The organism is Rhizobium binae, from assembly GCF_017357225.1.
GTDB classification, from domain to species: Bacteria; Pseudomonadota; Alphaproteobacteria; order Rhizobiales; family Rhizobiaceae; genus Rhizobium; species Rhizobium binae.
In genome coordinates this window covers 2,439,220-2,460,745 of sequence record NZ_CP071604.1, presented here as the reverse complement: position 1 = coordinate 2,460,745, position 21,526 = coordinate 2,439,220, and the positions used below count along the sequence as shown (strand labels likewise).

At 62.2% G+C, this 21,526-nt stretch carries 20 protein-coding genes; 12 read left to right on the top strand and 8 right to left on the bottom strand.

Annotation, left to right across the window (positions count from 1 at the left end):
• Positions 1 to 24 precede the first annotated feature (24 nt).
• Complete coding sequence (locus J2J99_RS12095) at positions 25 to 1,236, bottom strand: NADP-dependent isocitrate dehydrogenase (RefSeq protein ID WP_004676199.1); 1,212 nt, start codon at positions 1,234 to 1,236, stop codon at positions 25 to 27.
• A 188-nt stretch (positions 1,237 to 1,424) separates the two neighbouring features.
• Here J2J99_RS12095 and J2J99_RS12090 point away from each other — a divergent pair, with 188 nt between their 5' ends.
• The 10 genes from J2J99_RS12090 (at position 1,425) to J2J99_RS12045 (ending at position 11,892) form a co-directional block, all read left to right on the top strand.
• Complete coding sequence (locus J2J99_RS12090; RefSeq protein WP_168300678.1) at positions 1,425 to 1,952, top strand: hypothetical protein; 528 nt, start codon at positions 1,425 to 1,427, stop codon at positions 1,950 to 1,952.
• Between the two features lie 98 nt (positions 1,953 to 2,050).
• Positions 2,051 to 4,090 (top strand): FUSC family protein, encoded by a 2,040-nt coding sequence (locus tag J2J99_RS12085; RefSeq protein ID WP_205919097.1) that lies wholly within the window; start codon positions 2,051 to 2,053, stop codon positions 4,088 to 4,090.
• A 4-nt stretch (positions 4,091 to 4,094) separates the two neighbouring features.
• Positions 4,095 to 4,925 carry an RNA methyltransferase gene (locus J2J99_RS12080; RefSeq protein WP_168300680.1) on the top strand — a complete coding sequence of 277 codons (831 nt, stop codon included), beginning with the start codon at positions 4,095 to 4,097 and terminating at the stop codon, positions 4,923 to 4,925.
• On the top strand, positions 4,906 to 5,706 hold the full coding sequence (murI, locus tag J2J99_RS12075; protein WP_168300681.1) for a glutamate racemase: 801 nt from the start codon (positions 4,906 to 4,908) through the stop codon (positions 5,704 to 5,706). Before J2J99_RS12080 ends, murI begins: the two co-directional genes overlap by 20 nt.
• A 129-nt stretch (positions 5,707 to 5,835) precedes the next feature.
• Positions 5,836 to 7,347, top strand: coding sequence for a helicase HerA domain-containing protein (locus tag J2J99_RS12070; RefSeq protein ID WP_168300682.1), 1,512 nt, complete (start codon positions 5,836 to 5,838; stop codon positions 7,345 to 7,347).
• Between the two features lie 225 nt (positions 7,348 to 7,572).
• The gene (gene rpsD / locus J2J99_RS12065; RefSeq protein ID WP_011425572.1) at positions 7,573 to 8,190 is read left to right on the top strand and encodes a 30S ribosomal protein S4; all 618 of its coding nucleotides are present in this window, start codon (positions 7,573 to 7,575) and stop codon (positions 8,188 to 8,190) included.
• 72 nt (positions 8,191 to 8,262) lie between these two features.
• Complete coding sequence (locus J2J99_RS12060; protein WP_168300683.1) at positions 8,263 to 9,192, top strand: glutaminase; 930 nt, start codon at positions 8,263 to 8,265, stop codon at positions 9,190 to 9,192.
• 86 nt (positions 9,193 to 9,278) lie between these two features.
• A complete protein-coding gene (ttcA, locus tag J2J99_RS12055; protein WP_168300684.1) occupies positions 9,279 to 10,151 on the top strand; it encodes a tRNA 2-thiocytidine(32) synthetase TtcA in 873 nt (290 codons plus the stop codon).
• 48 nt (positions 10,152 to 10,199) lie between these two features.
• Positions 10,200 to 11,027 carry an inositol monophosphatase family protein gene (locus J2J99_RS12050; RefSeq protein WP_168300685.1) on the top strand — a complete coding sequence of 276 codons (828 nt, stop codon included), beginning with the start codon at positions 10,200 to 10,202 and terminating at the stop codon, positions 11,025 to 11,027.
• Positions 11,028 to 11,067: 40 nt separating this feature from the next.
• The gene (locus J2J99_RS12045; RefSeq protein WP_168300686.1) at positions 11,068 to 11,892 is read left to right on the top strand and encodes an inositol monophosphatase family protein; all 825 of its coding nucleotides are present in this window, start codon (positions 11,068 to 11,070) and stop codon (positions 11,890 to 11,892) included.
• A 97-nt stretch (positions 11,893 to 11,989) separates the two neighbouring features.
• Here the strand turns inward: J2J99_RS12045 and J2J99_RS12040 are convergent, their stop codons facing one another.
• The 5 genes from J2J99_RS12040 to J2J99_RS12020 form a co-directional block, all read right to left on the bottom strand.
• A complete protein-coding gene (locus J2J99_RS12040; protein WP_168300687.1) occupies positions 11,990 to 12,466 on the bottom strand; it encodes a GNAT family N-acetyltransferase in 477 nt (158 codons plus the stop codon).
• Positions 12,467 to 12,500: 34 nt separating this feature from the next.
• Positions 12,501 to 13,781, bottom strand: coding sequence for a multidrug effflux MFS transporter (locus J2J99_RS12035; protein ID WP_168300688.1), 1,281 nt, complete (start codon positions 13,779 to 13,781; stop codon positions 12,501 to 12,503).
• A gap of 35 nt (positions 13,782 to 13,816) precedes the next feature.
• Complete coding sequence (locus J2J99_RS12030) at positions 13,817 to 15,022, bottom strand: multidrug effflux MFS transporter (RefSeq protein WP_168300689.1); 1,206 nt, start codon at positions 15,020 to 15,022, stop codon at positions 13,817 to 13,819.
• Positions 15,023 to 15,159: 137 nt separating this feature from the next.
• Positions 15,160 to 15,495, bottom strand: coding sequence for a Grx4 family monothiol glutaredoxin (gene grxD / locus J2J99_RS12025; RefSeq protein ID WP_009994514.1), 336 nt, complete (start codon positions 15,493 to 15,495; stop codon positions 15,160 to 15,162).
• Positions 15,496 to 15,731: 236 nt separating this feature from the next.
• Positions 15,732 to 15,962 carry a hypothetical protein gene (locus tag J2J99_RS12020; RefSeq protein WP_168300690.1) on the bottom strand — a complete coding sequence of 77 codons (231 nt, stop codon included), beginning with the start codon at positions 15,960 to 15,962 and terminating at the stop codon, positions 15,732 to 15,734.
• 164 nt (positions 15,963 to 16,126) lie between these two features.
• Between J2J99_RS12020 and J2J99_RS12015 the strand changes: the two genes are divergently transcribed.
• Both J2J99_RS12015 and J2J99_RS12010 read left to right on the top strand, forming a co-directional pair.
• Entirely contained in the window at positions 16,127 to 17,299 is a 1,173-nt protein-coding gene (locus J2J99_RS12015; RefSeq protein ID WP_168300691.1) for a hypothetical protein, read from the top strand.
• 320 nt (positions 17,300 to 17,619) lie between these two features.
• A complete protein-coding gene (locus J2J99_RS12010; protein WP_168302472.1) occupies positions 17,620 to 18,765 on the top strand; it encodes an IS4 family transposase in 1,146 nt (381 codons plus the stop codon).
• A 185-nt stretch (positions 18,766 to 18,950) separates the two neighbouring features.
• Here J2J99_RS12010 and J2J99_RS12005 read toward each other — a convergent pair whose 3' ends face one another.
• Entirely contained in the window at positions 18,951 to 19,184 is a 234-nt protein-coding gene (locus tag J2J99_RS12005; RefSeq protein ID WP_004676237.1) for a BolA/IbaG family iron-sulfur metabolism protein, read from the bottom strand.
• Between the two features lie 19 nt (positions 19,185 to 19,203).
• A complete protein-coding gene (gene purL / locus J2J99_RS12000; RefSeq protein ID WP_168297002.1) occupies positions 19,204 to 21,435 on the bottom strand; it encodes a phosphoribosylformylglycinamidine synthase subunit PurL in 2,232 nt (743 codons plus the stop codon).
• Between the last annotated feature and the right edge of the window lie 91 nt (positions 21,436 to 21,526).

Here is a 21,526-nt window from a genome sequence, read left to right as displayed (position 1 = left end):
TCAATGCTATCCGAAAGGGTTGGCTTACGCCATCGCCTTCTGCAGGTTCTGGTCGATCTTGTCGAGGAAGGCGGTGGTCGAGAGCCACGGCTGATCGGGGCCGATCAACAGCGCCAGATCCTTGGTCATGAAGCCTGACTCGACGGTGTCGACGCAGACCTTTTCCAGCGTCGAAGCGAACTTCGCAAGCGCGGCATTGTCGTCGAGCTTGGCGCGATGGGCGAGGCCGCGGGTCCAGGCAAAGATCGATGCGATCGAATTCGTCGAGGTTTCCTGTCCCTTCTGGTGCTGGCGGTAGTGGCGGGTGACCGTGCCGTGGGCGGCTTCGGCTTCGACCGTCTTGCCGTCCGGCGTCAGCAGAACCGAGGTCATCAGGCCGAGCGAGCCGAAGCCCTGGGCAACGGTATCGGACTGGACGTCGCCGTCATAGTTCTTGCAGGCCCAGACGTAGCCGCCCGACCACTTGAGCGCCGAGGCGACCATGTCGTCGATCAGACGGTGTTCGTAGGTGATGCCGGCTTCCTTGAACTGATCCTTGAATTCGGTCTCGTAGACTTCCTCGAAGATGTCCTTGAAGCGGCCGTCATAGGCCTTGAGGATGGTGTTCTTGGTCGACAGGTATACCGGCCACTTGCGCATCAGGCCGTACATCATGGAGGCGCGGGCGAATTCGCGGATCGACTCGTCGAGGTTGTACATGGCCATGGCAACGCCGGCGCCCGGCGCGTTGAAGACTTCCTTCTCGATAACCGTGCCGTCTTCGCCGACGAACTTGATCGTCAGCTTGCCTTTGCCCGGGAATTTGAAATCGGTGGCGCGATACTGGTCGCCGAAGGCATGGCGGCCGACGACGATCGGCTGGGTCCAGCCGGGAACGAGGCGCGGCACGTTGCGGCAAATGATCGGCTCGCGGAAGATGACGCCGCCGAGAATGTTGCGGATCGTGCCGTTCGGGCTCTTCCACATTTCCTTGAGGTTGAATTCCTTGACGCGGGCTTCGTCGGGCGTGATTGTCGCGCACTTGATGCCGACGCCGTACTTCTTGATGGCGTTGGCGGCGTCGACGGTGACCTGGTCGTTGGTGGCGTCGCGGTTTTCGACCGAGAGGTCGTAATAGTCGATGTCGAGGTCGAGATACGGATGGATCAGCTTATCCTTGATAAGCTGCCAGATGATGCGCGTCATTTCATCGCCGTCGAGATCGGCGACGGGATTGGCGACCTTGATCTTGTTCATGTATCTGCCTCGTTCGAGCTTAAAGGGGGACATGCGTCCCGGGTGGGTGACGTGATGAGGAGCGCTATAGCATTGTGAACCGGGAACGCAAAGCTGCAACGGGTTTGACAATGCGTTTTTGCCGCCATTGCCAAGCGCTGAAATCTGGCTAGTGTCCGCCTTGATTTGCCCGCCCGGAACATTCGACAATGAAGACAATCGCCGTTGTTATCGCAAGCCTTATCGTCTTTTCAGGCGCCGCCCATGCGGCCGATGCCACTGCTCCCGTGAAAGAGATCATGGACGCGACCAAGAGCAACTGGGCCGACAACAATAGCGACTGGACCGACATTTTCGATGCGGGCCGGCTCGACCATCTCTACAGCAAGGACTTCGTCGCCAGATACCAGGCGGCCGCGCAATTTCCTGCCGTCGACGACGACGGCATATCGCCCTTCGATTACGACGTCATCGTCAACGGCCAGGATGCATGCCCGCTGGAGGATCTGACGATGGCGGCGGCGCCCGCGGTCAACGGGACGACCGAGGTCACGGTGCGTTTCAAGAAATCCGCCTGCTCGGACGCTCCTGACGCGAAGGACTACACGACCGTTCGCTTCGAGGTGGTCGAGGAGGCCGGCCAGCCGGTGATCGACGATATCGTCACCGAGAATGTCGAAACGCAGGCCCGCGATTCTCTGAAGGCGACAATGGCGTTGATTGCCAAGGGGCAATAGGCGCGCGACATTCGAGAACGTCCAGATACGATCCCGGGCGGTTTGCTTTCGCCACAGGCATGGCATTATCTGTCGATCCTTCCGCGGCATGAGGGGTTTTGCATTTGTTTTCCGGCTTTCAGGCTCGCGACTGGCTGCTTGCCAATGATCCGGCGCTCTCGCGTTTGCGCATGGCCCTGCGGGTGACGCTGACGATCGTTTTCTCCTTTTTGGTTCTTCTTGCCATCGACATGTTCATCCTGCCGTTGCCGACAGCGGCCTTCGGCCTCGGCATCGTGCTGTCGATCGAAGGCGGAGTGGCAGTGCGCGACAAGGGCAATTCCCGCCAGTTGGTGACGCGGCTCTTCGGCTGCGTGGCAAGCCTTGCCGTCGTTGGCATCGCGGCGGCGCTCGAGGATCGCCGCCTTCTCTCCGATCTCGTCTTCCTGGTGGTGATCGCGCTCGCATCGGCGGGCCGCGTGTTCGGGCCGCGCGGTTTTGCCATCGGCATGTTCGCCTTCACCTCCTATTTCATGGGCGCTTATTTCCGGCCGCCGCTTGGCGAACTGCCTGAAGTGACGATCGGCCCTGTCGTCGCGGCGCTTGTCGGCCATCTGGTGAGGGCGGTGCTGCTGCCCGACGATTGGCGGCGCGACCTGCTGCGTTCGCTCGAAAGCGTCAGGGGCCGGATCAACCAGATCCTCCGCAAGCTCGCCGCCGTCGGCGGCGGCGCCGAGATCGGTGACTCCGACCGGCAGGAGCTGCGTCAGCTGGAAGACCGGTTGAAGGAAGTGGTGCTGATGGCGGAGACCTTCATCCCGCGCCCGCCGGCCGGCGTCTTCGATGGGGCGGCCGACCCCGCCGTCGAATTGGCGGTCCGGCTCTTCGATGCCCATCTTGCCGCCGAGAGTGCGATCGTGCTGAGCTTTCAGAGCCCGCCGCCTTTCGCGCTCGTCCATGCCGTCATCGAGGCGGACGCGGCCGAACTTGCAAGATTTGAGGGGATGGCCGACGCCATCAGGGATCAGCCGCAGGGCGAAACCGTGCGGGCGCTTCTCTGGCTCGGCGAGGCGCGGCTGCAGTTGACGCAGGCGATTGGCGAGGGGCAGGCCTCCGGTTTCTTCAAGATCGATGCGATCAAGGATATAGCACAATCCCAGGTGATCGACTTTTCGCTTGCCAATCCCCTGTTGCGCGCGGCGCTGCAGATCACCATTGCGTCGGCGATCGGCATGAGTTTCGGGCTGCTCTTGTCGCGCGAACGCTGGTTCTGGGCGGTGCTTGCTTCCTTCCTCGTCTTCACCAATACCAATTCGCGCGGCGACACCGCGATGAGGGCGCTGTCGCGCTCGCTCGGGACCGTGTTCGGGATTGCTATCGGCCTTGTGCTGGCAACGCTGATTTCGGGCGAGCCTGATATCGCCATTCCGGTTGCCGCCGTCTGCATCTTCCTCGCTTTCTATTTTTTGCAGGTTTCCTATGCGACGATGACCTTCTTCATCTCGATCGTGCTCTGCCTGGTCTACGGCATGACGGGCGTGCTGACGCTCGAGCTGCTGAAGCTGCGCATCGAGGAGACGATGATCGGGGCGGCGGCCGGAACGGCGGTCGCCTTCGTAGTCTTTCCCATACGCACCCGGAGCGCGCTCGATTCCGCGCTTGCCCGCTGGTTCCAGGCGCTGCGCGACCTGCTCGGCGCCCTCGGTGAGGGCAAGCGCGGGTTCGAGCTGATGGCGCTGTCGCAGAAGATCGATGCCTGCTACCGTGATGTAACGGTCGCGGCGCGGCCACTCGGCTCTCCCTGGTCGGTGGTGACGCGGCCCGGCCAGATCCGCCAGACGCTGGCGATCTTCCTGTCCTGCACCTATTGGGCGCGTATCCTGGCGAAAAGCTATGAAGCGCCGGCCGCCGACGACAATCTCAACAGGCTGATCGCGGCGGACCTGGCGCTGATCGACAATGCCGCCCCGCGTGGCTCGAGCTGTTTCCTGATCAGGCGCAAGCCATCGCGGACGACAGGGCGACACCTGCCGCTGTCGCGCGAGGGCGCCAGGCTGGGGCTCGAAATGATTGGTTCGGCGCTGGAAAGGCTCTATCCGCAGGCCGACGTCTTGCCGTTTGCGGCGGGCGAGGCTATTGCGCGCTCGAAACAAGGATAAGACCATGGCAGGCACGAACAGCGAGCGTCAACTTCTGGCCGAAGGGCCAGTTATCATTCTGGTCGAGCCGCAGATGGGCGAAAATATCGGCATGGTAGCGCGCGCCATGGCGAATTTCGGGCTCGTCGATCTTCGTCTCGTCAATCCACGGGACGGCTGGCCGAATGAGAAGGCGCAGGCTGCAGCCTCGAAGGCCGACCACGTGATCGAGGGCACCAAGGTTTTCGCGACACTGGACGAGGCGATCGCCGACCTCAACTTCGTCTATGCCACGACGGCGCGCAGCCGCGACAACTACAAGCCGGTGCGCTCGCCGGTCTTTGCTGCCGAGACGCTGCGCACGAAGTTCCGGGCAGGCGAGGCGACCGGTATCCTCTTCGGCCGCGAGCGCTGGGGTCTGACCAATGAGGAAGTGGCGCTTGCAGACGAGATCGTCACCTTCCCTGTGAATCCCGCCTTCGCCTCGCTCAACATCGCCCAGGCCGTGCTGCTCATGTCCTATGAGTGGATGAAATCGGGCATGGAGGATCTCGAAGCCGTGCCGTTCCAGGCGCTCGAGCAGCGCCCCTCCACCAAGGAACAGCTCTTCGGCCTGTTCGATCAACTGGAAGAGGCGCTCGATTCGCGCAACTATTTTCATCCGCCCTCGAAAAAGCCGAAAATGGTCGACAACCTGCGTGCAGTCCTCTCCCGCCGGGCATTCACGGAACAGGAAATCAGCGTGCTGCGCGGCGTCATCTCCTCCCTCGACCGCTTTACGCGCAACAGTCCGCGCAAAGGCGGCTCCACCCGATCCGGCAACAGGGCGCCCACCGATGATAGCGTCGACGAATGAGCTGAAACCCATCCTCCTCTTCGATTCCGGCATTGGCGGGCTGACCGTACTGCGCGAGGCGCGCGTGCTGATGCCGGAGCGCGGCTTCATCTATGTCGCCGACGATGCCGGTTTTCCCTATGGCGGCTGGGAGGAACAGGCGCTGAAGGAGCGGATCATCGGGCTCTTCGGCAAGGTGCTGACGGAGTATGATCCCGAAGTCTGCATTATCGCCTGCAACACCGCCTTCACTCTCGTCGGCGCCGATCTGCGCGCCGCCTTTCCCCATATGACGTTCGTCGGCACCGTGCCGGCCATCAAGCCGGCGGCGGAGCGCACGCGCTCCGGCCTCGTCTCGGTGCTCGCCACACCGGGCACGGTGAAGCGGGCCTATACGCGCGATCTCATCCAGTCCTTCGCGCAGCAATGCCATGTCCGCCTCGTCGGATCGGAGAACCTGGCGCGCATGGCGGAAGCCTATATTCGCGGCGACGCCGTTTCCGATGACGCCGTGCTGGCCGAAATCGACCAGTGTTTCGTCGAGAAGGACGGTCAGAAGACCGATATCGTCGTGCTCGCCTGCACCCATTATCCTTTCATGGCCAATCTTTTCCGGCGGATTGCCCCCTGGCCGGTCGACTGGCTGGATCCGGCCGAAGCGATCGCGCGCCGTGCCCGCACACTGGTGCCGCTGATCGCCGATGCCGTGCATCCCGACAATTTCGACTTCGCCGTGTTTACGTCAGGCCAGCAGGATTTCGCGACGCGGCGGCTGATGCAGGGATTCGGCTTGAGAGCCTGAGGGGGAATTGTCCTGTGGGTTGGCGAAATCCGGCCCTGAAATTCAGTAGATTCTTTGATAGACGGGGCGTTGCCGTTTCGGAAGAATGGCGCTTCGTTCATGTGAGTCTTTTCGTCGCGAGGATCGGCATTGCAGGTTGGCATCGATATGGGATTGGCGTCCGGCAGCCCGGCGACGCTCGATATCGAGGAGCTGCTGGCGACGCGTCTGCTCGTGCAGGGCAACTCCGGATCGGGCAAGTCGCATCTCCTGCGCCGTCTGCTCGAGCAATCCGCGCAATGGGTGCAGCAGGTCATCATCGACCCCGAAGGTGATTTCGTCACCCTCAGCGACAGGTTCGGCCATATCGTCGTCGATGGCGAGCGCACCGAGGCGGAGCTCGCGGGCATCGCCAACCGTATCCGCCAGCATCGCGTTTCCTGCGTGCTGACGCTGGAAGGCCTCGACATCGAGCAGCAGATGCGTGCCGCTGCGGCCTTCCTCAATGGCATGTTCGATGCCGATCGTGAATATTGGTATCCGGTTCTCGTGGTCGTCGACGAGGCGCAGATGTTCGCGCCGTCCGTCGGCGGCGACGTCTCGGAAGATGCGCGCAAAATGTCGCTCGGGGCGATGACCAACCTGATGTGCCGCGGCCGCAAACGCGGGCTTGCCGGCGTGATTGCCACGCAGCGGCTTGCCAAACTCGCCAAGAACGTTGCGGCCGAGGCCTCGAACTTCCTGATGGGCCGCACCTTCCTCGATATCGACATGGCGCGCGCCGCCGATCTGCTCGGCATGGACCGGCGCCAGGCCGAGATGTTCCGCGACCTGAAACGCGGTAATTTCGTCGCTCTCGGCCCAGCGCTGTCGCGCCGGCCGCTGCCGATCCAGATCGGCGCGGTGGAAACCTCGGCACGCTCCTCCAGCCCGAAGCTGATGCCGCTGCCGGATGCGCCGCAGGATGTCGAGGACCTGATCTTCACGCCCGATCCGGAGGAGTTTCAGCGCCCGCTGGTGCGCCGCGCGCCGCCGGCGCCGCGGCCGACCACCGATATATTGGCGGAGCTCTCACGCTCGACGCCGGCGGCTTCGCCGGCGCCTGTCGAGCCGAGGGCAAGTCAGGTGGAAATCTCCGCCGAGGAGCGGGAGGAACGCCTCGCCGGCGTGCTTGCCGAAATACTCGACGATCCCGCCTCCGCCTTCCGCACCGACGCCGTCCTCTACCAGGAGTTTCTCGTGCGGCTGCGCATGCGCCGCGTGCCGGGACCGCCGATCGCGCTGCCGGATTTCCGCCGGCGCGTGGCGATCTCTCGCTCCGGCGTCGATGCCGCGACAGCGGCGAGCGATGAGTGGGCGACGGCGCTGTCGCTGTCGTCAGGCGTCACCGACGATCTGCAAGGCGTCTTTCTGATGCTCGCCAAGGCCGCTGTCTGCGGCGAGCCTTGCCCGTCGGACGCACGCATCGCCCGAGCCTATGGCACCCATTCTGCGCGGCGCGCTCGCCGTCTGCTCGGTTATTTCGAAGAGCAGGGGGGTGTCGTCGTGCACACCGATTTCTCCGGCAAGCGCATCGTGGCTTTCCCCGACATGAATTGCCAGACCGCACCGGGTGACGCCAACGCGCCGGATACAGGCGATCAGCCGCTCGCTGCGGAATAGTGGCGCTTTCGGGCTTTGGCGCAGTTGACATTTTCATGACGGGCCTCTAAAGACCGCGCCAAGCACCGGGCAGCAATGTCCGGTGTTTCATTTGACATGTCCCGTGGATCGTTTCTGTTCGCGTAACCGAAACATCCTGTCAGCTCTCGAAAGAGATCAGAGGAGGGCGTGTTTCCTTCGCGCGGTTTGGCAACAAGCCGCCATAAACCTATGAAAGGAAATGCGATGAGCAAGCGCGAATCGTCCAAGTACAAAATTGACCGCCGTATGGGCGAAAACATCTGGGGCCGTCCGAAGTCCCCGGTGAACCGCCGCGAATACGGCCCGGGCCAGCACGGCCAGCGCCGCAAGGGCAAGCTTTCGGACTTCGGTGTGCAGCTGCGCGCCAAGCAGAAGCTCAAGGGCTACTATGGTGACCTGCGCGAAAAGCAGTTCCGCGCGATCTTCGCCGAAGCCGCCCGCCGCAAGGGTGACACCTCCGAAAACCTGATCGGTCTTCTGGAATCCCGCCTGGATGCGATCGTCTATCGCGCCAAGTTCGTTCCGACGGTCTTTGCTGCCCGTCAGTTCGTCAACCACGGCCACGTCACCGTCAACGGCGTCCGCGTCAACATCGGTTCCTACCGCTGCAAGGCCGGCGACGTTATCGAAGTTCGCGAGAAGTCGAAGCAGCTGGTGACCGTCCTGGAGGCCGTCAGCCTCGCCGAGCGCGACGTTCCTGATTATATCGAAGTCGATCACAACAAGATGGTCGCCACTTTCGGCCGCGTTCCGACGCTCAGCGACGTTCCGTTCCCGGTTGTCATGGAACCGCATCTGGTCGTCGAATTCTATTCGCGTTAAGAAGCACCAGGCGTTTTCGCGTATGGAAAAGCCGCTCTTTCGGGCGGCTTTTTTGTTATCCGGAGAGAAGCGATGGCAGATCTGCAGGCGATCCTCGACAGTATCTATACCGATATTCTGCCCCGGGTCGGCGAGGGCAAGGTCGCCGACTATATTCCCGAGCTTGCCAAGGTCGATCCACGGCAGTTCGGCATGGCGATCGTCACCGTCGACGGCAAGGTCTATCGTATCGGCGATGCCGATATCCCCTTCTCGATCCAGAGCATTTCCAAGGTCTTCATGCTGACCTTGGCGCTCGGCAAGGTCGGCGAAGGTCTATGGAAGCGGGTCGGGCGCGAACCGTCCGGATCGGCCTTCAACTCGATCGTCCAGCTCGAGCACGAGAGCGGCATTCCGCGCAATCCCTTCATCAATGCCGGCGCGATCGCGGTCAGCGACGTCGTCATGGCCGGCCATGCGCCGCGCGAGGCGATCGGCGAATTGCTGCGCTTCGTGCGTTATCTCGCCGACGATGAGTCGATCACCATCGACGACAAGGTGGCGCGCTCGGAAACGCAGACGGGATATCGCAACGTCGCGCTCGCCAACTTCATGCGCGCCTACCGCAATCTCGACCACCCCGTCGACCACGTGCTCGGCGTCTATTTCCATCAATGCGCGCTCTCGATGAGCTGTGAACAGCTTGCCCGCGCCGGGCTGTTCCTGGCGGCGCGCGGCAGCAATCCGATGACCGGTCATTCCGTGGTCTCGCCGAAGCGGGCGCGGCGCATCAATGCGCTGATGCTGACCTGCGGCCATTACGACGGCTCGGGCGACTTCGCCTATCATGTCGGCCTGCCCGGCAAGAGCGGTGTTGGCGGCGGCATCTTCGCGGTTGCGCCGGGCATTGCCTCGATCGCGGTCTGGTCGCCGGGGCTGAACAAGGTCGGCAACTCGCAGCTCGGCGCCGTCGCGCTCGAGATGCTGGCGGCGCGCACCGGCTGGTCGGTATTCGGTGATTGATGCTGTGTTGCCGGGCGACTTTCTGCTAAAGGCTGCTTGATAAGACGGGCAGGCAATTCGGTCTGCATCTTCGATTGGACGAGATCATGAATATCGCAGCCAATATCGCGGAGGATCTGGGGCCTGCCGTATCAGGGGATGAGATCGGCCACGCGCTGTTTGCAGACGCGCCGCGCTCAGTCTCGTTCAACAAGCTGCGCAAACGGCTGCTCAGGCAGGTGCGCCAGGTCTTGGACGATTTCGATATGCTGAAGGGGCAGAAGCGTTGGCTGATCGGCCTTTCCGGCGGCAAGGATTCCTACGGGCTGCTGGCTCTGCTGCTTGATCTCAAATGGCGCGGGCTGCTGCCGGTCGAACTCATCGCCTGCAATCTCGACCAGGGGCAACCGAACTTTCCCAAGCATGTGCTGCCCAATTATCTGACGAGGATCGGTGTGCGGCACCGGATCGAGTACCGGGACACGTATTCGATCGTGAAGGAGAAGGTGCCGGAAGGGGCGACCTATTGCTCGCTCTGTTCGCGGCTGCGGCGCGGTAATCTCTACCGCATCGCGCGGGAGGAAGGTTGCGATGCGCTGGTGCTCGGCCACCACCGCGAGGATATTCTCGAAACCTTCTTCATGAATTTCTTCCATGGCGGACGCCTCGCCTCGATGCCGGCGAAGCTTCTGAACGACGAGGGCGACCTGATGGTGCTGCGGCCGCTTGCCTATGCGGCCGAAGATGACCTCGCCAAGTTCGCGGCCGCCATGCAGTTTCCGATCATCCCCTGCGATCTCTGCGGCTCGCAGGACGGGCTGCAGCGCAATGCGATGAAGGACATGCTCGCCGATATCGAACAGCGGATGCCGGGGCGCAAGGACACGATGTTGCGGGCGCTTACGCATGTGAATCCGTCGCATCTGCTCGATCCGAAGCTCTTCGACTTTTCCGGCTTGACAGTCACCGACCCTTCGTGAAAGGCCCGCTGCGGGAGGCTGGTCGTTGCATGAAGGACAGGATTTCGCATGAGCATTTCAGATAAGGATATTCTCTTTCTTGGCGACAGCGTCAGGGAGGCGGCACGCGTCGAAATCATGCCGCGTTTCCGCAATCTCAGCGATGCGGATGTTTCGGAAAAGACCTCGGCGACCGATCTGGTGACGCAGGCGGACGTGCTCGCCGAACATAGGATCACCGCGGCGCTGAAAGAACGTTTTCCCTCAGCACTCGTCGTCGGCGAGGAGGCATATGACGCCGACCGGTCCGTCGTTCCTGGACTTGCCGACGCCGAGCTCGCCTTCGTCATCGATCCTGTCGATGGCACCTTCAATTTTGCGGCCGGGCTCCCAGTCTTCGGGACGATGCTGGCGGTCACCGTCAGGGGCGAGACGGTCGCCGGCATCATTCATGATCCCGTCCTTGGCGATACGGTGACGGCGATCAAGGGAGCAGGCGCCTTCCTGACGCGACAGGACGGCCAGTCGAGCAGGCTCAAGGTGGCGGAGCCCGCCGCCCTGAACCAGATGGTTGGGGGCATCTCATGGGGCCATATGGACGACCCGGATCGCTCGCGCATCTGCGCCAACCTGGCGAAGATCAGGATGACCTTCGCTTTCAACTGCTCGGCCTACGAATATTGGATGGCGGCCTCCGGCAAGCTGCATTTCATCGGCCATGCGAAGCTGATGCCCTGGGATCACCTTGCCGGCGTGCTTGCGCATCAGGAGGCCGGCGGCCATACCGCGAAATTCGACGGCACGCCCTATCGCCCCGGCGAGACGACGGGCGGCATCATCTCCGCACCCGACAGGGACAGCTGGCAGCTGATCCGCCGCGAGATCATCGGCATCTGATTTGACACGCGAAAGGATTTGACACGCGAAAGGATTTGACATGACTGCGACTGTCGACGTGACCGCTCTTGCCGATCTCTTGCGCCGGGCGGCGAAGGCGGAGATTCTGCCGCGCTTCCGCCGGCTTGGCCGGGATGACGTGCGCGCCAAGAGCGAGGCGACCGACCTCGTCACCGAGGCCGACGAGCGGGCCGAGCGGATGATCAAGGCGGAAGCCGAACGGCTTTGGCCGGGCGCGCTGTTCGTCGGCGAAGAAACGGTGGCGGCCGAGCCGGCGCTGCTCGGCCGGCTGGCAGATGCCGATCTCGCCATCGTCGTCGATCCGGTCGACGGCACGTTCAATTTTGCCGCCGGCATCCCGGCCTTCGGCGTCATGGCCTCCGTCATATCAGGCGGAGAGACGATTGCCGGCATCATTTACGATCCGATGGGCGATGATTGGGTGATGGCGGAAAAGGGAGGCGGCGCCTGGCTGCGGCGGCCGGATGGCGAAGCGCGGCGGCTGCGCGCGGCCGAGCCTGTGGCGCTCGACCAGATGGTCGGCATGGCCTCCACCGGCTACTTGCCACAGGAGAAGCGGGCCGAAATCCTCGGCAATCTCGCCAAGGTGCGCTTCCTCACCAACTATCGCTGCGCTGCCCATGAATACCGGACCCTTGCGGGCGGCCATGTGCACTACCTCATGTACAACAAGCTGATGCCCTGGGATCATCTGGCCGGTACGCTGATTTCCCAGGAGGCCGGCGCCCATGCGGCCCGTTTCGACGGTTCTGCCTACCTGCCACACCATCTCGACGGCGGGCTGCTGGTCGCCCCCGATAGGGCCTCGTGGGAGGTGCTACGCCGCGAGGTCGTCACGGTCTGAACGACGAAAACCGGCCGCAGGATACTGATTTTGCGGCAGTAGACTGCGACGTGGAACGCCGGCTGTGTTCGACGCGCGTATCGGTGGTTCGACCCTATTACTTCGCGTAGAGCTTTTCCATGATGAAATTTTCCAGGCTTTGCCCGCGTTTTTCGATGGTTTGCCTGGTTGTCACGCGGAAACCCCTGCGCTCGAAAAAGGGTCGGGCGGTCCGGCTCGCCTCCGTATAGATTCGTGTGAATCCGAGGTTCAGAGCTTCCTTCTCGACCCTGCTCAACAGGCGGCTTGCGATACCGAGCCTCTGGAATTCAGGATGCACGAACATCATGTCCAGGCAGCCGTCTTCGGTCAGGTCGGAAAATCCCACCGGCGCTCCATCGATTTCCGCGATCCAGCCAGGTCTGCTTATCCGGCGCTGCGCCCATAGGCTGCGATCTTCCACCTTTGCCCAAGCCTCGATCTGAGCAGGCAAATAGTCTTTCGATGAAACTTCCCGAATGGCGCGCAGAAAAATCTCGATCGTCGCGTCTGCGTCGTTCGGCGTGTAAGGCCTGATCAGAATTCGGTCGTTCATCGATGTCTTTGCGCTGACGCCAATGATTTCGATATCAGAAGTGTGCAGCGCCCGGATCGAGCTGCGGACTGTCTCCGGGATGGGTGAAGAGCTTACCGTTCTCAGCCCAGAGGGTGGCTGCGATCGTCACCATGCCGAAGAGCGTGAAGCCGCCAAAGAGAGGCTGCACCGTGCCGTTGAACATCTGGCCGACTAGGCCGCCGAGGATGGCGCCTGCCGTCGTCGAGACGAAGCCGGTGATGGCGGTCGCCGTCCCGGCGAGATTGCCCATCGGCTCGAGGCTGATGGCGGTGAAATTGGTGGCGATCACGGCAAACATCATCAGCACGATGGTGAAGATGCCGTAGGCTGTGGCGAAGTCCGCCTTGCCGGCCAGCGCAATGAGAAGGCCGACTGCCGACAGTGCCGTGAAGATCAGCAGCGCGGCATGCGAAATGCGGCGCATGCCGAACTTGCGAACGAAGAAGCCATTGGCGAAATTCGCCACCGCAATGCCGCCGGCGGTGGCAGCAAAGGCGATCGGCAGCCAATCGCCGAGGCCGTAAACTTCGCCGAAAACCTGCTGCACCGAGATCACGTAGGCGCTGATGACGCCGGTGAACATGGTAAGGCCGATCATGTAGCCGCATGTGATGCGGTTGGTGAGCACGGTCTTGAAACCGTCCGCGACCGAGCTGACCGACAGCGGCAGGCGCTCTTCCGGCGGCAGCGATTCCTTCAACCGCAGAAGTGCCCAGACGAAGAGGATGGTGGCGACGGCGCCGAGCAGCATGAAGATCCAGTGCCAGTTGGCGTAGAGGATGATGAGCTGGCCCACCGAGGGCGCCACGATCGGCACGATCATGAAGACGATCATGACATAGGACATGACGCGGGCCATTTCGCGGCCGCCGAAGCAGTCGCGGACGATCGCCATGGTGGTGATGCGGACCGCCGCACCGCCGACGCCCTGCACAAAGCGCATGAGGAGCAGCATTTCGAAGCTGCCGGTGGCGGCAGCGGCAAACATGCCGAAGACATAGCAGGCGAGGCCGCCGAGCAGGATGTTGCGGCGGCCGAACGTGTCGGAAAGACTGCCGAAGAATATCTGCGAAACGCCGAAGCCGAGAAAGAACACGCCGATGATGAGCTGGGCGTCGTTGGTGTTGGTGACGCCGAGGGAGCGGCCGATATTCGGCAAGGCGGGCAGCATGCTGTCGATCGCCATGGCGATGCTGGCCGTCATGATGGCAATGGTGACGACGAATTCACCGAAGCCCATGCCGATACGGCGGGAGCCCTGGTTTTCCTGGTGGGGTTTATGCGGCGGCGTCATGTGGTGAAATCCTGGATACGGACGAGGTCAGGCGTTCAAACGGCCGGATTGTGCTGCTGGAAGAGGCGGCCCTTTTCAGCAATCAGCACGAAGACCAACCCGACGATCGAGACCGTGAAATAACCGGCGACCATCGGCAGCGCAGTGCCGTCGAAGGCTTGGCCGATGCCGGCGCCGATCATGGCGCCGCCGACCGTGCTCATGAAGCCGAGCACGGAGGAGGCGGTGCCGGCGACGTGACCAAGCGGTTCCATGGCGAGCGAGTTGAAGTTCGAGCCGATCCAGCCGAACTGAAACATGGCCAGACCGAAGAAGGTGATGAACAGCGCGAAAGGCATCGGCTCCGAACTCGCCATTTGGACGATCAGCCAGATGGTGTTGATGGCGATGAAGCCGAGGAGCGAACCGTGCGACAGGCGGCGCATGCCGAGCTTGCCGACGAAGCGCGAGTTGAAGAAGGACGACAGCGACATGAAGATCGCGACGCCGGCGAAGGCGACGGGGAAATAGACGCCGAGACCGTAAATGCCGACATAGACCTGCTGGGCGGAATTGATGAAGCCGAACAGCGCGCCGAAAATGAACGTGCTGGCGATGGTGTAGCAGAGCGCGACGCGATTGGTCAGCACCAGCTTGAAGGCGCCGAAGATCGAACGGGCAGTGAAGGGGCGGACATTCTGTGGGTGCAGAGTTTCCGGCAGGCGGATGTAAGCCCAGACGGCGATGCCGGTCGCCATGGCGGCAATGAAGAGAAAGATCAGGTGCCAGTTGCCGAAGAACATGACGACCTGGCCGGTGCCGGGCGCGATCACCGGTACGATCATGAAGACCATCATGATCAGCGACATGACCTCGGCCATCTGCCGGCCGCCATAGATATCGCGGACAATAGAGACGGTGATGACGCGGGTTGCGGCCGAGCCAACGCCCTGCAGGAAGCGCAGGGCGAGCAACCCCGCAAAGGAGGGGACGAAAACGATGCTGATGGCGGACAGGATGTAGATGACGAGACCTATCAACAGCGGCGTGCGGCGGCCGAACCGGTCGGAGAGCGGTCCGTAGAACAGCTGAGCGCAGCCGAAACCGAGCAGATAGGTGGAGACGACGAATTGCCGATGATTTTCGCTCTCGACGCCCAGACTCGCCCCGATCTGCTGCAGCGCCGGCAGCATGATATCGATCGCCAAGGAGTTGACGGCCATCAGGAAGGCGGCGAGCGCGATGAATTCACGCTTGCCCATGGGCAGGCGGCCCGCGGACACGGCTTGTGATGAGTCTGTCACAATGAAATTCCCATAAACAGGTCAAGGCGCTGCTGGCTGCAGCGCCTCGAACTCGAGAAACAGATTTGGAAACCGGGCGGACGTCCGGTGACCGGTCAGGCGGCGCCGCGAACGGTGACGCCGTTTTCCTGGAGATGCTGTTGCAACTCACCGGCCTGGAACATTTCCCGGACGATGTCGCAGCCACCGATGAACTCGCCCTTTACGTAAAGCTGCGGGATCGTCGGCCAGTTGGAATAATCCTTGATGCCCTGGCGGATCTCCGAATCGGCGAGCACGTTGATGCCCTTGTAGTCGACGCCGATGTAATCGAGAATCTGCACGACCTGGCCGGAGAAACCGCATTGCGGAAACTGCGGCGTGCCCTTCATGAAGAGGACGACGTCGTTGCTCTTGATTTCGTTGTCGATGAATTCGTGAATGCCGCTCATGGAACCTGATCCTTTCAACGGGCGGGTTAAAGGCCCACCGTTTCAATCGTTGTCCTTAGATAGCATGTGACAGCAGGAATTCCAGACGCCTAAACTAAAAAAAGACCAATCTGGTCAGACCACTTCGGCGATGTTGCTACCACGTTACGGTTGTCCGGCCAGATGAGCCTGCATCCGGTCGATTTCGACACCGTCGAGGGGGCGGCGCTCGGCGGGCGGATGAAATGCGTCACGTCTCAGCTCCGGCGCTGGCGGCTGCGCCCGGCAGCCGTGCGTCGCTTGCTGACCTGTTTACGGGCGGGTTTGCGCTTGGCGGAGGTCGTCTTTCGGGCGGCAGCCGTTGTTGCAGCGGGGCGCGTCTTGCGCCGCCTGCGCTTGGTCGTGATGCGGCCGGTGGTTTTTCTCAGGATTTCTTTCAATACGCTGTCGACGACGCCTGATATCAATTCTTTGACAAGATCAGCCACAAACCCCTCCGTTCACGATGGAAATGACATGACTGCTATTGAATTCCGGAAGAGTTCGGTTAGCAAGACGCCTTCGAGTCCATACCTGCTTTTTCGCCGAGATCGGCGGCACAGCAGCCGGATCGCATGAACATGCCGGCCATTGGCCCGGCCGAAAGAGTGGAATGAGACTGATAAGAAAGCGGGTCGTCCTGCATTTTCCGGGCTTCGAGCCGCTTGACGGCGTCGCCCACCGGGCACGTTACGAGCGTTCCGCCAGGCAGAGTTCCGCCGTTTGGGGCTATTCGCTCGAGATCGGCGCGCCGGACGCCGACAGCGATCCGCTCAGTTTCGAGGTTACGACCAGCGGTGCGGCCGGGCCGGGCGCTGCTCCTGCCACGTGGCAGACGAAGAGCCGGATCTACATGGTCGATCATGACATATTCGTGCGCAGGCTGCGCAGCGGCAATACGCTGAGCCAGATTGTTGCAGGTTTTCGCAGCTGCGCCCAGATCATGCTCGAAGGCGGCATGCGGCAATATTTCCGTCATGCCTGGCGCTTCGGCCTCTTCTTCGTCTTTCCGTTCCTGCTGACAGCGCTGGCAATCGCGCTGACGGCGCAGATCACCGTCGCGCCCTATGGTCTCGGTTTTTCACCCTGGCACATGCTCTGGAGCGGGCCGGTGGCGCTCAGCTTCTTCATCTTCGCCTTCCTGCCGTTTTCCGAACGCTTCCACACGCTGCATCTCTTTGCCGATTGGGCAATGGCGGTGGCGCTTGGCCGCATGCACCGGGCCGATTTCAACGATTGGCTGGAAGAGCGGGCCAGCGCCGCGCGCAAGGCGCTTGACGAAGAGGCGGAGGAGTATGTGATCTCCTCGCACAGTATGGGATCGAACGTGGCCGCCCATGTCATCGGCATATTGCTGGAAAGGGAGCCGGAGATCTTCAAGGGCAAGCGTGTGGTGTTTGCAACGCTCGGCAGCGCCATTCTGCAATGCGCACTGCTGTCATCGGCGAGCCTGCTGCGCGCCCGCGTCGGCTTGATTGCCCGCTGCCCGGAGATTTCGTGGCTCGATGTGCAGTGCCTGACGGATTCGATCAACTTCTACAAAGTGCCGGTTGTCGCCGTCTGCGGCCACGCGGACGCCCCGCCGGCGAAGATGCTCCTGATCCGCGTCAAGCAGATGCTGACGCCCAAACATTATCGCAAGATCCGCAAGGATCAGCTGCGTGTGCACCGGCAATATGTACTGGGGCCGGATTTGAAGGCACCCTTCGACTTCACGCTGATGACCTCGGGGCCGATGCCGGCTTCGGCGTTTGCCGATCCGGAGCAGGACAGGTTGCCGGCTTGAAGGCCCGAGTCCCTCGATTGCGATGGACGTATAGCGTCTACACCGAGTTCGTTGGCGGGTTCTTTTTGGGGACTTGACTTATTTCCAGCCCGCCAAGGCGTCGGGATCAATGGGCGTTCACCACCACAGACCGACCCACCTCGTCGTGCTCGGCCTTGAACCGAGCATCCACACCCGCATCCAACAGCAGCAATCGCATGGATCCCAGGCTCAAGGCCACTGCTGTCCGGTTTAAATTTGGTGGACAAGGCGCACGGTGTTGATTCTACTCGTATTCGGATGTTTGGCGACAATCCCGGACACGAAAGAGGGGCAACACCGTGCGGCATGAGAATAGCGTCTTTCATGATCTGTTGAAGCGGATTCCGTGGGCGGCCTTCGAAAGACTTGTGGAGGAGCATCAGGCCGACAAGCACGTGCGGCGGCTGTCGACGAAGAGCCAGCTGGTCGCGCTGCTCTACGGCCAGCTTTCCGGGGCCGTCAGCCTGCGCGAGATCGTCGGCGGCCTGCAAAGCCACAGCAGCGGTCTTTACCATCTCGGCGCCCAACCGGTGTCACGATCGACCCTTGCCGACGCCAATGGCCTGCGCCCGAGTGCGGTTTTCGCCGAGCTGTTCGCGCAGATGGTGTCCCGCGCCGGGCGTGGGCTCAAGCGGGCCGTCGGCGAGGCGGTCCATCTAATCGACAGCAGCAGCCTGCGCCTTTCCGGAGCGGGATCGCACTGGGCACGCTTTTCCGATCAGGCCTGTGGCGCCAAGGTTCACGTCGTCTACGATGCCAATGCCGAACGGCCGATCTATGCGGCGGTGACGCCGGCCAATGTCAACGACATCACCGCCGCCAAGGTCATGCCCATCGAGGCAGGCGCCACCTATGTCTTCGACCTCGGCTATTACGATTTCGGCTGGTGGGCGAAGCTCAATGCCGCCGGCTGCCGCATCGTCACGCGCCTCAAATCCCATACCAAATTGGCCGTCATCGAGGAAAGAGCGGTTAGCCCGGATGGAACCATCCTGTCGGATCGGGTCGGCCTTCTGCCGCAGCGCATGGCAAAAAGCCGCAGGAACCCGATGAGCGGGCCGGTTCGGGAGATCTGTGTGCAGATCGAAACCGGCAAGATATTGCGCATCTTCTCCAACGATCTCGATGCCCCGGCAGAAGAGATCGCCGCGCTCTACAAGCGCCGCTGGGCGATCGAGCTGTTCTTCCGCTGGGTCAAGCAGACGCTGAAAATCCGCCATTTCCTCGGCAACAGCGAGAATGCCGTGCGCATCCAGATCGCCGTCGCTTTGATCGCATACCTGCTGCTGCAGATGGCCAAGGCCGACCAGACCACCGTCACAAGCCCGCTCGCCTTCGCCCGCCTGGTGCGCGCCAATCTCATGCATCGCCGCAGGATCGACCGCCTGTTGCAACCCGCCGGCAGGCCACCACACAGTCCCCACCAGATGAGCCTCCAATGGTGACCAAATTTAAACCGGACACCAGTGGCTCAAGGCCTGGGATGACGCAGAGTGTGGTTGGCGTTCTCGCCAAACTCGCTGCCAGTGTACAAAGACACACGACAGCAGGTGCTTCATAGCCCGGCACGACGCCCTTCGTTACCACCTGTGCTTGTCAGGAGCGGGCAGGGTGCGGGCCACCTCAAACGTCAATCCGGCGCCGAGGTCTGCAGCGCGAGTGCGTGCAATACGCCACCCATATTGCCCTTCAGCGCCTCGTAGACCATCTGGTGCTGCTGCACGCGGCTCTTGCCGCGGAAGGCTTCGGCGACGACTTCGGCGGCGTAATGATCACCGTCGCCCGCCAGATCGCGGATCGTCACCTTGGCACCGGGAATCCCAGCCTTGATCATGTCTTCGATATCGCCGGGTTTCATGGCCATGATCGTTACTCCTTGCGCATTATTCCGCGGCGAGTTCGCCGCGGCCTTCCATGAAATCAGGGAACCACGATTCATGGGTATCGCGCAATTGCTGAATCGGCAGCGCAATGAGATCGCCGACGACGAGTGCATCTCCACCGACCGTGCCGAGGCGGCGGAAGGGAACGCCAGCGCCTTCCGCATTGACGCAGACGAAATCCGCCACATCGGCCGGCACCGTCAGAACATAGCGCGCCTGATCCTCGCCGAAGAGCAGCGCATGCGGTGCACCCTTGCATTCGCCGAGATCGATCATCAGCCCCTTGCCGGATGCCATGGCCATTTCCGCCAGCGCAATAGCAAGGCCACCGGAGGAAATGTCATGGCAGGCAGTCGCCTGGTCGTTGCGGATGACGGAGCGGACAAAATCGCCGTTGCGGCGCTCGGCGAAAAGATCCACTTCGGGGGCGGGACCTTCACGGCTGTCGAGCACATCCCTGAGATAGACGGACTGGCCGAGATGGCTGCCGTCGAGGCCGATCATGATCACCTTGTCGCCGTCATTGGCGCTGCCGATGCGGGCCATCTTGTGCCAGTCCGGCAGCAGGCCGACGCCTGCAATCGTCGGCGTCGGCAGGATGGCGACCCCGTTGGTCTCATTGTAAAGCGAGACGTTGCCCGACACGATCGGGAAGTCGAGCGCGCGGCAGGCCTCGCCGATGCCCTTCACCGCCTGAACGAACTGACCCATGATCTCGGGCTTTTCGGGATTGCCGAAGTTGAGATTGTCGGTGGCGGCGAGCGGTTCGGCGCCCGTCGCGGTAATGTTGCGCCAGCATTCGGCGACCGCCTGCTTGCCGCCTTCGAAGGGATCGGCCTCGACATAACGCGGCGTCACGTCGGAGGAGAAGGCTAGCGCCTTGCTCTTGTGGCCATCGACGCGCACGACGCCGGCGTCGCCGCCCGGAAGTTGCAGCGAATTGCCCTGGATCAGCGTGTCATATTGCTCATAGACCCAGCGTCGGCTCGACTGGTTGGCCGAGCCGACGAGCTGCAGCAGCGCCTGGCCGTAATTCTTGGGTGCGGCGACGAGCTCGGCGGGCAGGGGGGCAGGCTTGCCGGATTCGCGCCATGGGCGATCATATTCCGGCGCCTGGTCGCCGAGATCCTTGATCGGCAGATTGGCGACTTCTTCCCCTTGGTGCACGACGCGGAAGCGCAGGTCGTCGGTCGTCTTGCCGACGATGGCGAAATCGAGACCCCATTTGACGAAAATCGCCTTGGCTTGCTCTTCCTTGTCAGGCTGCAGCACCATGAGCATGCGCTCCTGGCTTTCCGACAGCATCATTTCATAGGCGGTCATCCGCTCTTCGCGCACTGGCACCTTGTCGAGCTCGAGCAGGATGCCGAGATCGCCCTTGGCGCCCATTTCGACGGCCGAGCAGGTGAGGCCGGCAGCACCCATGTCCTGGATGGCGATGACGGCGCCGGTCTGCATCAGTTCGAGGCAGGCTTCGAGCAGGCACTTTTCGGTGAAGGGGTCGCCGACCTGAACGGTTGGGCGCTTTTCCTCGATCGATTCGTCGAACTCGGCCGAGGCCATCGTTGCGCCGCCGACACCGTCGCGGCCGGTCTTGGCGCCGAGATAGACGACCGGCAGGCCGACGCCCTTGGCTTCGGACAGGAAGATGGCGTTGGATTTGGCAATGCCGGCGGCAAAGGCATTGACGAGGATGTTACCGTTGTAGCGGGCATCGAACTCGACTTCGCCGCCGACCGTCGGCACGCCGAAGGAATTGCCGTAGCCGCCGACGCCGGAAACGACGCCGGAAACGAGATGGCGGGTCTTGGGATGATCCGGTTCGCCGAAGCGCAGCGCGTTCATCGCCGCAATCGGGCGGGCGCCCATGGTGAAAACGTCGCGCAGAATGCCGCCGACGCCGGTCGCGGCACCCTGGTAAGGCTCGATATAGGAGGGGTGGTTGTGGCTCTCCATCTTGAAAACGACGCAGTCGCCGTCATCAATATCGACCACCCCGGCATTTTCACCGGGCCCCTGGATGACGCGCGGCCCCTTGGTCGGCAGTGTGCGCAGCCATTTCTTCGAGGATTTGTAGGAGCAGTGCTCGTTCCACATCGCCGAGAAGATGCCGAGTTCGGTGAAGGTCGGTTCGCGGCCGATCAGATCCAGGATCCGCTGGTACTCGTCCGGCTTCAGGCCATGGCCCGCGATGAGTTCCGGCGTGATCGGCATGGTGTTTGAAATGGTCATGAGCGGAAGGTCCCTGGCGCGTTTTGCGCTGTCTTTAGCTTATGTAGCGGCGGCGCGCGACAGAAAAAAGCCCGCCGTCAACAGAGGGCAG